A 12,994-nucleotide genomic window follows, 5' to 3' on the forward strand; every position below is an offset into this window, starting at 1 on the left:
CGTGCCTCCGGCCAGCCGTGCGCGTAGTACGGCACGACGGTCAGCGGAGCGCGGCGCTCGGTATCTCGTCGTCGACCACTTCCACGCCGCGCCAGAAAGCGACGTGGTCTTTGATCTGCTCCGCCGCGCTTTTCGGGTCGGGGTAGTACCAGGCGGCGTCCTCGTTGCGATTGCCGTGGACTTCCAGGGTGTAGTAGCTGGCCTCACCCTTCCACGGACAGGTCGTGTGCGTCCCGGAAGGGCGGAGGAATTCCTTCCGGACGGACTCGGCCGGGAAGTAGTGGTTGCCCTCGACCAGCACGGTATCGGAGCTGCTCGCCAGAATTTCGCCGTCCCACATTGCCTTTGCCATATCGCGATCCTGTCGCGCCGCCGGGGACGAAAGAATGCCCTGGGGCAGCCGTGTCCGAGTCGGTACCCGGATGTTGCCGTTTCGATTCGCTCCGGTAGTCGCGCGAAAGGAAATGGCGATCCGCTGACCGCGCGATATCGACGACCGGCGGTTTGCCGGCCGACTGGACATGCCTGCCCTACCCGCCGCCACTCACGGTGCGGGCGCCGAGGCTATTCCCGGCGAGCCTCACCATGAGCGAGCCCGGCGCTCAGGTCACTCCCGGGCCCCGTCTCCCGCGGCGACCGGACCGCGACGCGCATGCTCGGCCACCCACACGCCGACGCCGATCGCCCCCGCGACCGGCCACGAAACCAGCCCCGTCACCGCCGCCGCTCCGAGCCCGCCGAAGTAGAGCAACGACTCCCGATCCGGTACCCGGTTGCGCACCGCCGTAGTCGCCGAGGAAACACCGGTCGCCACGGTGCGCGGACCGGGCGGAAGCGGAACTCGGGCCATCCGCATGCCCACGGTCGGAACCGGGACTCGCAGCCGGGCGCGTGAGGTGGCCGGGGCATCCGATTTCGTCGGCGGTTCGGTCTTGGTGTCCGGCACGGCGCGCGCCGTCTCGGGTGTTTCGGAACCGGATTCGCGGACCTTCTGTGCCGCTGTCTTGGACATGACCGCTCCTTCCTTCGTCCTGAACCTCGTCGCTGTGTATGTGATCCAGCCAAGCCGTGCTCGCGCCGCGTCGCAACCCCCGGCCGGGACACCTTTCGCGCTCCGCGGCGATCGCCCGCGCGCGGAACGCGACCGATTTGCTCGTACGCCGTTCTCCCCTACCGGACGACTGACCGTCGTGGCAATGGCTGACAGATTGCTGAACGTCACAATACCTCGCTGGAAAAAAGCAAAATCCGCGCATTTGCTCGATGGGAGAAAGTTTTTCATGCAATCCTGACTCACCTCTACATGTCGCTGGTAGTTTGCCGAACGAGGCACTCGGAGGCAGACCACTGGTCGGCGAATCCGCCGAACTACCCCTGGAGGTCAAGGTCGTGACTCGTCCGTTTCTTCGTTCCCCCCGTAGCAGACGCATCGGTCCGGTCCGTGTCCTCGGCGCCATGGGCGGGATGGCACTCGCCCTCCTGCTGGCGACGACGGCCACCGCGGAACCGGTCTATCCGCAGCCCGATCCAGACCCGTTCTACGCCGCACCTGCCGATCTGGCGGCGCACAACCCTGGCGACGTGCTGGACGTGCGGGTCCTGCCGCCGCTGGCCCTATTCCCCGGCGCCACCGTCAGGCTGGTCGAGTTCCGATCCACCAATTCGCGGGGCGCGCCGATCGCGGCGACCACCACGATCCTCACTCCCCTCGGACAACGGCCCGGGATGCCGCTGCTGTCGTATCAGCACTTCATCAACGCGCTCGGCACGCATTGCGCGGTATCGCACCTGCTCTACAGCAACGATCTGAATCTGACGGCGTCGTCATCGATGCTGAACGTCCTGCTGGCGCGCGGCTGGACGGTCGCGCTGCCGGATCATCTCGGCCCCCAGTTCGCGCTCGGCGCCGGGCGTTTGGGCGGCCAGATCACGTTGGACGGGGTCCGCGCGGCGAAACGACTACCCGAACTGGGCCTGCAGAACAGCCCGGCGGCGCTGACCGGTTACTCCGGCGGCGGGCTCGCCACGGCATGGGCGGCTGCGCTGCAACCGTCCTACGCACCCGAGTTGCGGCTCGTCGGCTCGGCCATCGGCGGCGCTCCGATGAACCTGGTGGCGATGGCGCGCGGGCTGGGTTTCGAGCCGCACCCGGCGTTCGGCCTGGCCATGGCGACGGCCATCGGCCTGGAGCGGGAGTATCCCGATCAGGTGCCGATCAGCCAGAATCTCAACGAGCGCGGCCGGGCGCTGCGCGACGCCATGGCCAACAGCTGCACCAACGACATCCTCGCGGTCGGCGCAGGCGGCAGCGCGCGCGAACTCGTGGACAACACCTCGGTCTTCGACGCGCCGGGCGCGTGGTCCGTGGTGGAGGAAAACAGCGTGGAGCTCTACCCCCACGCCCCAAGAATGCCGATATTCGAATGGCATTCGCCCAGCGACCCGCTGATTCCCGTTGCCGCGATCGACAACACGATCCACCGCTGGTGCTCGGCCGGTGTGCCGCTGCAGACCGTGCACGTGCCCGATGCCGAGCATCTGACCGCGGCGGTGCTCGGCGCCCCCTCGGTGCTGGGGTGGCTCGAGGGCCGGGTTCGCGGCGAGCCCGCGCCCAGCACCTGCTGACCCGGGCAGACGCCCGCGGCCGCTCATGGGCCGCGTGAGCATCCGGACCACGTCGGTTGCGCACGCATTCCTGCCGACCGGATTGCGCGGAGATTCCCGGGGTAAGCCGCAAGCACAGGAGGTGATGACATGCCGAAGGCTTGGACCGACAAGCAAGAACGTCAATACGAGCACATCAAGGATTCGGCGAAGTCCCGCGGCGCGAGCACGGGACGCGCGAAGGAGATGGCCGCTCGCACGGTCAACAAGAACCGCGCCCAGTCCGGGCAGTCCAAGACCGCGAGCAAGACGTCGACCGACGACAAGTCGCCGCAACAGCGCGGCGGTCAGCGTTCGCACAGCGGCGCGCAAGGACCGACCCGCGACCAGCTGTACAACGAGGCCAAGAAACGCAATGTCGAAGGCCGCTCGAAGATGACGAAGAAGGAGCTGGCGCACGCACTCGGACGGGACTGAGTTCGATGCGCGGCTCGACAACGTAGCAGCGAGAGGAGTGGAAGATGGCCGAGCAGCAGGAAACAGGCACCGTCACCGGCACCAGGGACAAGGATTACAACTTGATCTGGTTCGTCGAGGCGTCCCTGGAGAACGCGCTGCGCCTGGACACATTCATCCAGGACGCGGAGCGTGACGGAGACAGCGAGCTGGTGGAATTCTTCCGCAAGGCGCAGGCCGACAGCCGTAAAGGCGGCCGGATGGGCAAAGAGCTTCTGGCCAAGCGTCTCGCGAAGTCGGATATCTGACGTTTGACGACGATGAGCGGGGAGGGCGGCCGCGTGGCTGCCCTCCCGCTGTCGGATCTTGCCGCCGAGCCAAGGAGCAGATATGCGCGTCGTCGTGGTCGGTGCCACCGGGAACGTGGGAACGAGCGTGCTGGAGACGCTGTCGGCCGAAGCGGGAGTCGGCTCGATCGTGGGAATCGCGCGGCGCGTGCCGGGCACGCCCCGCGAGGGCGTGGAATGGGTGAGCGCGGATGTGCGCACCGACGATCTGGAATCGCACTTCCACGGCGCCGACGTGGTGGTGCATCTGGCGTGGCTGTTCCAGCCGACCCATCAGCCCATGGTCACGTGGCGCGCGAATGTCGGTGGCACCGAACGGGTGTTGCGCGCCGTGGCCGCGGCGCAGGTGCCCGCGTTGATCTATGCCTCGTCGGTCGGCGCCTACTCCCCGTGCCACGACGACGAACCGGTGCCGGAGAGCTGGCCGACCGATGGCTGGCCGACCGCCGCGTACACGCGGGAGAAGGCCTACGTCGAAAGACTGCTGGATCGATTCGAGGCCGAGAATCCGGACCGCCGCGTGGTTCGCATGCGCCCGGCGTTCATCTTCCGCCGCGAGACCGCCAGCCAGCAGCGGCGGCTGTTCGCCGGTCCGCTGCTGCCCAATCGCCTGATCCGGCCCGGCCTGCCGCCGATCCTGCCGATCCCGCGCGGACTGCGCTTCCAGGCGGTGCACAGCGACGACGTCGGCCGCGCCTACGCGCTGGCCATCGCCACCGACGCCCGCGGACCGTTCAATCTGGCCGCGGAGCCGGTGATCGATCGCGCCCGGCTGGCCGAACTCTTCGATGCCCGGGTGGTGTCCGTTCCGCCCGCGCTCGTCCGCGCCGCGCTCGCGATGGGCTGGCACGCCAGGACTCTGCCCGCGGCGCCGGATCTGTTCGACGCGGTGCTGCGCCTGCCGATCCTCGACACCGGTCGCGCGCGGGCAGAGCTGGGCTGGACGCCGCGGTACACCGCGGTCGACGCCCTCCGGCACTTGCTGTCCGGCCTGCGTGCGGGCGCAGGGGGCCGACACCCCTCCCCTGGCCCGCGAAGCGGGCGGGCCTTGGCGCTGGCGAGAGATCGCCTCCGGGGTGGGCGGGCGCGAACTAGGTGTCGGCTGATTCGCCGGGCCGACTCTCCGGATATGCACGGCGGGATGTGGACACCGGCTGGGATGCTCGGCGCACGAAGGGCGGCGACTCGCACCGCGGCGCCGGCGGACGCCCGAAGCCGACGGCTGTGCTTGCGCACGGCCGAAGAGGCCTACCCCAATCGTGGTCGGCCTCTCCGGTTTTCCTGATACCTCGTTCACCTGGGCGGCACGCCTGCCTCGGACACGGGTAGGTGCCGGAGCCGCGTCAGCTGTAGGTGAAGAAGACGCCGGAAGTGATACCGCCCGGAGCGGTGACCGTCACCGGCACGGATCCGATCCCCGCGGGAGTGACCGCAGTGATCTGCGTATCGGAAACCACCGTGAACGACACTGCCGGAAGGAAACCGAAGAACACGCCGGTCGCGCCGGTGAACCCGGTGCCGGAGATCGTGACCGTGGTGCCGCCGGTCACCGGCCCCGTATTCGGGGTGATCGAGCTCAGAGTCGGCACGGACACATAGGTGAACGGCACTCCCGCACTGGTGCCGGCCGAATTGGTGACCGTGACCGGCACGGTACCCGTTCCCGGCGGAGCGATCGCGATGATCAAGTTGCTGGAAAGCGCGAAGAAGAGCAGAGCCGGGGTAGCTCCGAAGTTCACGGAGGTAACTCCGGTGAAACCGCTTCCCGAAATCAGAACCACGGTACCGCCGGACGCTGGCCCGGAATTCGGAATAACCGCGGACACCACGGGAACCTGCACCACAGAGGTGTAGGTGTAGGGAACACCATTGCTGGTACCGTCCGCATTGGAAACGGTGACCTGCACAGTTCCCGTGCCCGGCGGAGCGATCGCCGTGATTTGAGTGGGTGAATCCAGAGTGAAAGTGGTTGCGGTTCCGCCGAATCGGACGGTGGTCGGCCCGCTGAATCCGGTTCCGGTGATAACCACGCTGTTACCCCCTGAACTCGGGCCCGTGGTCGGCGATACCGAAGTGATAGTAGGCATGGCATTGCCCCTTTTCAGTATTGATTACCTGCACCGGGGAGCGCTCGACCTTCAGGTAGCCCGGCTGTAACCATTAACGCCCTGAAACCACTGCTGTCGCAATGCAAATGCGATCCGTTTTCGTCCGTTTTCGTCTGGTTTTGCCGGTGGCTCGATTCTCGCTCTCCGCTGGGCATTTCCGCGATTCGCGCGCGTCGGACCCCCCAGCCGGGGCAACGGCTCGGCACGGTAGCGGTCAGGCCCGGTAGACCCCGAGCGCGGCGATGATTTGCCCGCCATCCACTCGTGCGGGATCAGCGCCGGAAATCGCCCGGCGCGCAACAACTCTCCGAGCTTCACCCACATGGCGCGTACTGCGCCTCGGTGTCGTCGGTGTAGTAATGCCTGGCGTCGGCGAGCAACACTCGGCGCCGTTGGTCGTTTGCCTTGACGCCGACGAGAAGGTTTAGCGTGGCGAGGACGAAGGCGAAGGAGGACGGATGCGCATCGGCGAATTGGCGCAGCGGGCCGGCACCAGCACGCGCGCCCTGCGCTACTACGAGGAGCACGGTCTGGTGCGGCCCCGCCGCGCCGCCAACGGATACCGCTCCTACGACGACGCGGAAGTGCTGATCGTGGCGAAGATCCGCGAACTGCTCGGCGCGGGCTTCGATCTCGACGAGATCCGCCCCTTCGTCGCGTGCCTGCGGGCGGGGAACGGCTCCGGCGACGTCTGCCCGGACTCGATCTCCACGTTGCGGCGCAAACTGGCCGAGGTCGATTCGTACCTGGAACGGCTGGGGGACGTCCGTCGCCTGCTGGGCGATCGGCTCACGGCGGCCTGCGAGTTCGACCGGATCACGGCGGCCTGCGAGTTCGCCCGGCTCGAGGAGGGGCGGTGAAATTCGCGGTCGGCTACAGCACCCCGTTCTTCGGCGTCGACCCCGATCGGCTGCTGCGCTACGCCCAGCATGCCGAACGATGCGGCTTCGAGGCGATCTACCTGCCCGAGCACGTCGCGTTGTATCCGGGCGCCGCGGTCGGGCCGATGGAATTCACGCCGACGGTCCCGTTCGCCGACCCGCTGGACGCGCTGAGCTTCGTGGCCGCCGCGACCGAACGGATCCTGCTCGGCACCGCGGTGCTGCTGCTGCCCTATCACCATCCGGTGGTGCTGGCCAAACGCCTGGCGACGATCGACGTGCTGTCCAAGGGACGGATGCGGCTGCTGACGGTGGGATTGGGCACCCTGCCCGGGGAGGCGCATGCCCTGGGCGTCGAGTTCGCCACCCGGGGCCGCCGCGCCGACGAGGCCATCGACGTGCTGCGACTGCTGTGGTCCGGCGACGCGGACGGGGTGAGTTTCGACGGCGAGTTCTTCCGGTTCGAGAACCTGTGCAGCTACCCGAAACCCGCGGGAGGCGGGCCACTGCCGATACACGTCGGTGGTTCGAGCCGCGCCGCGGCGCGGCGTGCCGGATCCCGCGGCGACGGCTATTTCCCCGGCGGCATGCTCGGGCCGGCCGAACGCGCCACCCAACTGGAGATCGCCCGCGCCGGGGCCGCTGCGGCGGGCCGCGCGTTCGAATACACCCGCTGGGGATCGATCGACATGCCGCCCGAGCGGGTCGAGGGACTGGCCGAACAGGGCGTCACGCGCATCGTGGTGAGCGCGAGCACCGGCGACTCGGAGCGCGCCCGCGACGAGTTGTCCGCCTTCGCCGAACGCTTCGATATTGCGAACGCACTGAAGTAGCCATCGCGGCCCGTTCCCGCCGGAAACCTCCTCAGACGGTATGGCCCGCAACCAGATCCGCGACGGAGTGATAGTGCAGTGTCTCCGCGGCCGGTCGCAGCACGGCGCCGTCCTCGGGCTCCAGCAGCATTCCGACGTGATCGCCGAGGTCGTAGCGCTCGCGGATGCGGCCGCTGAACCAGCTCGGCACCGTACTGAGCACCGGAATGCCGCCCGGGCCCGCGTGCCAGTCGCAGTGCACGAACTTGTCGATGTCGTCGCCGGTCTCCCCGCCGAAAAGCCGCGCCAGCGAGAGCTGTTCACTACCCAGCAAATGCACCGCGAGCCGGTCGGCGCGCTGCGCGACCCGATAGGTGTGGTTCTTCTTCGACAGGCCGATCAAGAACCGGCGCGGCTCGATGCTGACCTGCGTCGCGAATCCGACGAGACAGCCGGCACGCCGGCCATCCGCCTGCGCGGTGACCAGCAGCACGGGATAGTCCGCCGCCGCGACCACCGCGTCGAACACTGCGGTCCGGTCTTCGGTAGCCATCGGTCCTCCCAGCGTGATGCGACGTCTTCCCCGGATGCCCGCGCGATCGCCGCGCAAACATGCCGGACCGGGCAGCGCTCACCCTACAACCGAGGCGGCAATTCGTCTCAGACGCCGACGCCGGCAGGGGTGGGGCACCCGTACGACAGCCCCTGTAGACCGGCTCTTTCCGGTCTACATCCCGTGGATGATAGTCCACCACAACGACTTCCGCGGCTGCACTGAAAACGCATCGTGGCGGTCGCCACATTGCGAGCGCATCAATCCATCGAGGCGGCGGCGCGGCCCGAGGGAGGCGCTTCCGCCATGCCGGTCACGCCATGGCCCCAGCGGCGAGCGGCGCTGTCTGCGGACCGGGTCACGACTCCGCGTCCCGGCGCACGGGCACGTCACGAGCGCGCCCCCGCAGTGTCAGCACGCCCACGGCGGCGGCGATCATGCACAACCCCACCACCCAGAGCCCGGCCCGCTGGCTGCCCGTCACATCTCTCAACCCGCCGGTGACGTACGGCGCCACGAAACCGCTGACATTGCCGATCGAGTTGATCAGCGCGATACCGCCCGCCGCGGCGGCGCCGGACAGGAAGGTGCCGGGCAGGGACCAGAACGTCGGCAGCGCCGCGAGCACGCCTACCGCGCACACGGTGACCGCGACCATCGCGGCGAACGGATCGCCCAGATACAGGGCCACCGGAATGGCGAGGCCGCCCAGCAGCGCCGGCAAGGCGACATGCCGGATCCGCTCGCCGGTCCGGTCGGCGTGCCTGCCCCACCACACCATCACCATCGCCCCGACGAGGTAGGGCACCGCATTGATCAGTCCGCGCTGCACCACCGAATACCGGACGCCGTACTGCTGCTGGAAGCCGTCGATGATGGTCGGCAGGAAGAATCCGAGTGCGTAGAGACCGTAGACGATGCCGCCGTAGACCAGGGCGAGCCCGAGCACCCGCGGATGGGTCAGCGCCCGGCGCACCGTCCAGTGTTCGGCGCGCCGCAACGCGGACTGCTCGGCGGCGAGTCGGGCTGCGAGCCAATCGCGTTCGGCCGGCTCCAGCCAGGTCGCCCGCTCCGGGCGGTCGGTCAGGTAGAACCAGGTCACCACCGCCAGCACGATCGCGGGCAGACCCTCCACCAAGAACATGAACCGCCATCCGCTGAGGCCGAAGATCCCGTCGCCGTACCGAATGATCAGGCTGGACACGGTCGCACCCAGGGCGGTGGAAATGGGCACAGCCGTCATGAACAACGCCACGATCCGCGCCCGTTGCGCTTGCGGGAACCAGTACGTCAGGTACAGCAGGATGCCGGGGAAGAACCCGGCCTCGACCACACCCAGCAGGAACCGCAGGACGTACAGCACGGTGGCGTCGGGCACGAACGCCATCGCCGTGGCCACCAGCCCCCAGCTGACCATGATGCGGGCGATCCAGCGCCGGGCCCCGAAGCGGTGCACCGCCAGGTTGCTCGGCACCTCGAGCAACAGGTAGCCGACGAAGAAGATGCCCGAGGCGAACCCGAAGGCGGTCTCGGTGAGACCGAGATCGGTCTTCATGCCGCTGGGTCCGGCGAACCCGATGTTGACCCGGTCCAGGTAGTTGACGAAGTACAGCAGCCCGAGAAAGGGCACCAAGCGAATCGTGACCTTGCGCAACGTCGTGCCGGCCACCTCGGCGGTGGAAACCATCAGCGCACTCTCGGCCCAGGACGGGCACTTCGTCAAGTGCTCCGCAGTAGACTCCGCGTATGGCAGTCACCTGGCCGGACCATGTGGACGACGTGCTCGGCGGCGACCTGACCTGCGCCGCGGCCTATGTGACGCCCGCGGGCGGCGCAATCGTCTCGGCGGTGTCGCCGATCGGACTGCGCGACCGCACGGCGGGCACGGTGGGTTTCACCACCTCGCTCGGCTTCGGGCGCAAGCTGGAGCGGATGAAGCGGGAACCGAAAGTGGCGCTGGCGTATCACGCGCGTGAGCACGGCATCGGCAACCGGAACAATCCGCGCTTCGTGCTGGTGCAGGGCACCGCGAGTTTCGATCCGGCACCGGACCGGGAAGTACTCGATCGCATCGGCGCCCAGTCCGCGCCCTACCTGGGCGAACCGCGGCGCGGGATGTTCTGGGACAGGTGGTTGCGTGCGTACTACGCCGATCGAGTGGTCGTCACCGTCGACGTCGACCGCATCGTCGTCTGGCCGGATCTCGACGCCGCGGGCGCACCCGAAATCCTCGGCGCCGCAATGCCCTCCGCCGAGATGGTGCCGCAGCGGCCGCCGGCGAAGGGCACCGGCCCGCGGGTGGACGTCGCCCGGACCGCGGCGCGGGCGGGGAAATTGCCGCATCGCCTGCTCGGCTACCGGCAGGCCGACGGCTACCCGATGGTCGTCCCGGTACAGGTGACCGGAACCAGCCCCAGCGGTGTGCTGTTGACCGTGCCGTCGGTCGTGCCGCAAGGCGGGCGCCGCGCCGGGCTGCTGGCACACGCGTATCGATCTCAGCTGATCGGCTTGGAATCGCGGCAGCACACCGGCTGGCTCGAGGTCTCCGGCGCCGAGGCGGTGTACGCGCCGCACACCGCGTCCGGGTTCAAAGCGCCGCCGAACAAGACGATCGTGTTGCTTGGCAACGGTTTTCTCGCCCGGCGCGGCCTGGCGAAAGCCCGCAGGACGGGCCGCATCGACGCGTTGCGCTGACCCCGCGCCCCCGGGCCGGAGACGCGGGGGCGCCGTCAGTCCGCCTGCTCCAGGTACACCGGAAGCCTGGCGTGCCCGTTGGAGATGAAGCTGGACACGCTGCCGAGGTCGGCGGGGTCGGCCGCCAAGCGCATGTTCGGGAAGCGCCGGAACAGCGCGGGCAGCGCGATTTCCGCTTCCAGCCGGGCCAGTGGCGCGCCCAGGCAGTGATGCGCCCCGTAACCGAAGGCCAGGTGCTCCTTGGTCGGTCGCCGTACGTCGAACTCGTCGGCGGTGGCGCCGTGCAGTCGCGGATCGCGGTTGGCCCCGGCATAGGACGCGAGGATCGGCTCGCCCTTGGCGATGCGCAGCCCGTCGATCTCGATGTCCTCGGCGGCGAAGCGCAGCGGGAGGTGCGCCACCGGCGCCTCGTAGCGCAGCGCCTCCTCGATCAGATCGGTCCAGGCCGCGCGTCCCTCGGTCACCTCGGCACGCTGATCCGGGTGGGTCAGCAGCGCGAAGACGGCCTGATCGAGCAGATTCACCGTGGTCTCGTGCCCGGCGCTGATCACCAGCAGCAGCGTGTCTACCAGCTCCTGCTCGGTCAGCTGCGAGCCGTCCTCCTCGTCGCGATGCGAGATCAGGAGGCTGGTCATGTCGTCACCGGGCGTCTGCCGCCGGTAGGCGACGAGTTCACCGAGGATCCGGTACATCTCCATATAGTTCGCCTGCGACTCCTCCGGCCCCAGCGATGTGTCGAAGATGCCGTCGACGCACGTGCGCAGACCGGCGTTGAGGGATTCCGGAACGCCCATCAGCGCGCTGATGACCTGGATCGGCAGCGGGTAGGCGAAGCCTTCCCTGAGGTTCACGGCTGCACCGGCCGGCGTCGCCGCGAGCTCGGTCAGCAGGTCCGCGGTGATCTGTTCGATCATCGAGCGCATCGCCTGGGTGCGGCGGTGGGTGAACGCGGGTGCGACCAGTTTGCGCAATCGGCGATGGTCGGCGCCGTACGCGGTGAACATGTTGTTCACCGCGACCCACGGCAACAGTGGCCAGTCCTGCGGGATCTCCCCGTTGATCAGCGCAGGCCAGTGCTGCTTGCCGTCTTTCGACACCCTGGGATCTGCCAGCAACCGCTTCAGCACGTCGGCGTCGGTCACCGACCACGCCCGCACGCCGCCGGGCAATTCGACCAGGGTCACCGGCCCCCGCGCGCGAATTCGCGCCGACTCGCCCTGGATGTCGGCGCCTGCGGGGTCGAGGACTAGAGGTTGTGTGTCCATCAGGACTCCTTAGAAGACGGTCAGCGGAGGGGATTTCGGGAAGACGACCGGCAGGGATACCAGAGCGCGGTGGAACGGGCCCGGCCGCCAGCTCAATCGCTCGGCCGGCACGGCCAGGCTCATCTCGGGCAAGGCGTCGAGGATCTGATCGATGGCGTCCTGGACGACCAGATACGCGGCCGACCGGGCGGGGCAGGCGTGCGGACCCACACTCCACGCCAGGTGCGCCCGGCTGTCGGTACGCTGGCCGACGCCGATCGCGGGATCGTTGTTGCAACCCGCCATGCTGATCACGACCGGCTGGTGTGCGGGTAGCCACACATCATCGATGAGGATCGGCTGCCTCGGAAAGCTGACGCAATAGTTGGCCATCGGCGGGTCGTTGAACAGCACCTCGTCGAGGGCGTCGCGAGTGGAAAGACTTCCGCCGAGGAAGTCTCCCGCGAAGCGTTCGTCGGTGAGCATCAGCAGCAGGGTGTTGACGATCAGGTTCTGCATGGGTTCGATGCCCGCGCCGTAGAGCGTGACCAGCTGATGGATCATCTCGACGTCGTCCAGTCCGGCCTCGTGCCGCAGCAGCCGGGAGGTGATGTCGTCGGCGGGGTCCTTGCGCTTCAGTTGCACCAGTTCGTACAGCGCGTCGGTGAGCATCGCGTTGCCCTTGTCCGCGTTGACGCCTTCGAAGATGGCGGCCATACCGGTCGCGACCTGCTGGCCGATGTCCGCCGGACAACCGAGGATGGCGTTGAGCACCGCGAAGCTGAGCGGAAACGCGTACTGGCTGATCACATCCGCCGCACCATCCGCGCAGAAGGCGTTGATCAGCGGGATGGCGATCTGCTCGACGGTTCCGTGCAGCGCGTGCAGATCTACCCCGGCGACGCTCGCGACATTCGCCTGCCGGTAGCGCAGATGCTCGAGACCCGAACTGCGCAGCGCGTTCGGCCGCCACTCCAGCATCGGGAGGATCGGGCACTCGCCTGGCACGTCCTTCTGCCAGGTCCGCGGATCGGCCGGGAAATGATCGGGGTCGTTCAGGATGCGCAGCGCGGTGTGGTAGCCGATCACCAAGGTGGCCGGTACCCCCGGCGACAACTCGACCGGGACGAGGGACCCGTACCGGCGGCGCATCTCCCGGTACGCCTTATGTGGATCCTCGGCGTATTCCTGCGAATACAACGCGTAGCGGGGGCCGCTGGTATCGATCGGCGAGCCGTGCCGGACGGGACATCCGTTCGCGGACGTGGACGGCGGGAATTGTGGCGTGGTCAAAG

General features: G+C 68.2%; 14 protein-coding genes. 7 read left to right on the plus strand and 7 right to left on the minus strand.

Annotated features, from left to right (window positions below; genetic code table 11):
• Window positions 1-40: 40 nt before the first annotated feature.
• Together ACWEKR_RS18515 and ACWEKR_RS18520 are read right to left on the minus strand one after the other, a co-directional pair.
• Window positions 41-352, minus strand: coding sequence for a DUF427 domain-containing protein (locus ACWEKR_RS18515; RefSeq protein ID WP_452355486.1), 312 nt, complete (start codon window positions 350-352; stop codon window positions 41-43).
• A 255-nt stretch (window positions 353-607) separates the two neighbouring features.
• Window positions 608-1,012: a hypothetical protein gene (locus tag ACWEKR_RS18520; RefSeq protein ID WP_452355487.1), complete on the minus strand. Its 405-nt coding sequence runs from the start codon at window positions 1,010-1,012 to the stop codon at window positions 608-610.
• A gap of 452 nt (window positions 1,013-1,464) precedes the next feature.
• Between ACWEKR_RS18520 and ACWEKR_RS18525 the strand changes: the two genes are divergently transcribed.
• From ACWEKR_RS18525 to ACWEKR_RS18540, 4 genes are all read left to right on the plus strand, one after another.
• A complete protein-coding gene (locus tag ACWEKR_RS18525; RefSeq protein WP_452355488.1) occupies window positions 1,465-2,625 on the plus strand; it encodes a lipase family protein in 1,161 nt (386 codons plus the stop codon).
• A gap of 129 nt (window positions 2,626-2,754) precedes the next feature.
• On the plus strand, window positions 2,755-3,081 hold the full coding sequence (locus tag ACWEKR_RS18530; RefSeq protein ID WP_067809656.1) for a plasmid stabilization protein: 327 nt from the start codon (window positions 2,755-2,757) through the stop codon (window positions 3,079-3,081).
• 44 nt (window positions 3,082-3,125) lie between these two features.
• Window positions 3,126-3,368 (plus strand): hypothetical protein, encoded by a 243-nt coding sequence (locus ACWEKR_RS18535; protein WP_452355489.1) that lies wholly within the window; start codon window positions 3,126-3,128, stop codon window positions 3,366-3,368.
• Between the two features lie 82 nt (window positions 3,369-3,450).
• On the plus strand, window positions 3,451-4,692 hold the full coding sequence (locus ACWEKR_RS18540; protein WP_452355490.1) for an NAD-dependent epimerase/dehydratase family protein: 1,242 nt from the start codon (window positions 3,451-3,453) through the stop codon (window positions 4,690-4,692).
• A gap of 58 nt (window positions 4,693-4,750) precedes the next feature.
• Here ACWEKR_RS18540 and ACWEKR_RS18545 read toward each other — a convergent pair whose 3' ends face one another.
• Complete coding sequence (locus tag ACWEKR_RS18545) at window positions 4,751-5,494, minus strand: IPT/TIG domain-containing protein (protein ID WP_452355491.1); 744 nt, start codon at window positions 5,492-5,494, stop codon at window positions 4,751-4,753.
• Between the two features lie 479 nt (window positions 5,495-5,973).
• Between ACWEKR_RS18545 and ACWEKR_RS18550 the strand changes: the two genes are divergently transcribed.
• On the plus strand, window positions 5,974-6,375 hold the full coding sequence (locus ACWEKR_RS18550; protein ID WP_452355492.1) for a MerR family transcriptional regulator: 402 nt from the start codon (window positions 5,974-5,976) through the stop codon (window positions 6,373-6,375).
• Window positions 6,372-7,229 (plus strand): TIGR03619 family F420-dependent LLM class oxidoreductase, encoded by an 858-nt coding sequence (locus ACWEKR_RS18555; protein WP_452355493.1) that lies wholly within the window; start codon window positions 6,372-6,374, stop codon window positions 7,227-7,229. Before ACWEKR_RS18550 ends, ACWEKR_RS18555 begins: the two co-directional genes overlap by 4 nt.
• A 31-nt stretch (window positions 7,230-7,260) precedes the next feature.
• On the opposite strand, the gene ACWEKR_RS18560 is transcribed toward ACWEKR_RS18555, so the two are convergent.
• Together ACWEKR_RS18560 and ACWEKR_RS18565 are read right to left on the minus strand one after the other, a co-directional pair.
• Complete coding sequence (locus ACWEKR_RS18560; protein ID WP_159839886.1) at window positions 7,261-7,761, minus strand: flavin reductase family protein; 501 nt, start codon at window positions 7,759-7,761, stop codon at window positions 7,261-7,263.
• Window positions 7,762-8,119: 358 nt separating this feature from the next.
• Complete coding sequence (locus ACWEKR_RS18565) at window positions 8,120-9,448, minus strand: MFS transporter (protein ID WP_452355494.1); 1,329 nt, start codon at window positions 9,446-9,448, stop codon at window positions 8,120-8,122.
• A gap of 59 nt (window positions 9,449-9,507) precedes the next feature.
• Here ACWEKR_RS18565 and ACWEKR_RS18570 point away from each other — a divergent pair, with 59 nt between their 5' ends.
• Complete coding sequence (locus ACWEKR_RS18570) at window positions 9,508-10,455, plus strand: hypothetical protein (protein WP_452355495.1); 948 nt, start codon at window positions 9,508-9,510, stop codon at window positions 10,453-10,455.
• A 35-nt stretch (window positions 10,456-10,490) separates the two neighbouring features.
• Here ACWEKR_RS18570 and ACWEKR_RS18575 read toward each other — a convergent pair whose 3' ends face one another.
• Both ACWEKR_RS18575 and ACWEKR_RS18580 read right to left on the minus strand, forming a co-directional pair.
• A complete protein-coding gene (locus ACWEKR_RS18575; RefSeq protein ID WP_452355496.1) occupies window positions 10,491-11,720 on the minus strand; it encodes a cytochrome P450 family protein in 1,230 nt (409 codons plus the stop codon).
• Window positions 11,721-11,729: 9 nt separating this feature from the next.
• On the minus strand, window positions 11,730-12,992 hold the full coding sequence (locus ACWEKR_RS18580; protein ID WP_452355497.1) for a cytochrome P450: 1,263 nt from the start codon (window positions 12,990-12,992) through the stop codon (window positions 11,730-11,732).
• Window positions 12,993-12,994: the final 2 nt, after the last annotated feature.

The organism is Nocardia sp. NPDC004573, from assembly GCF_053602135.1.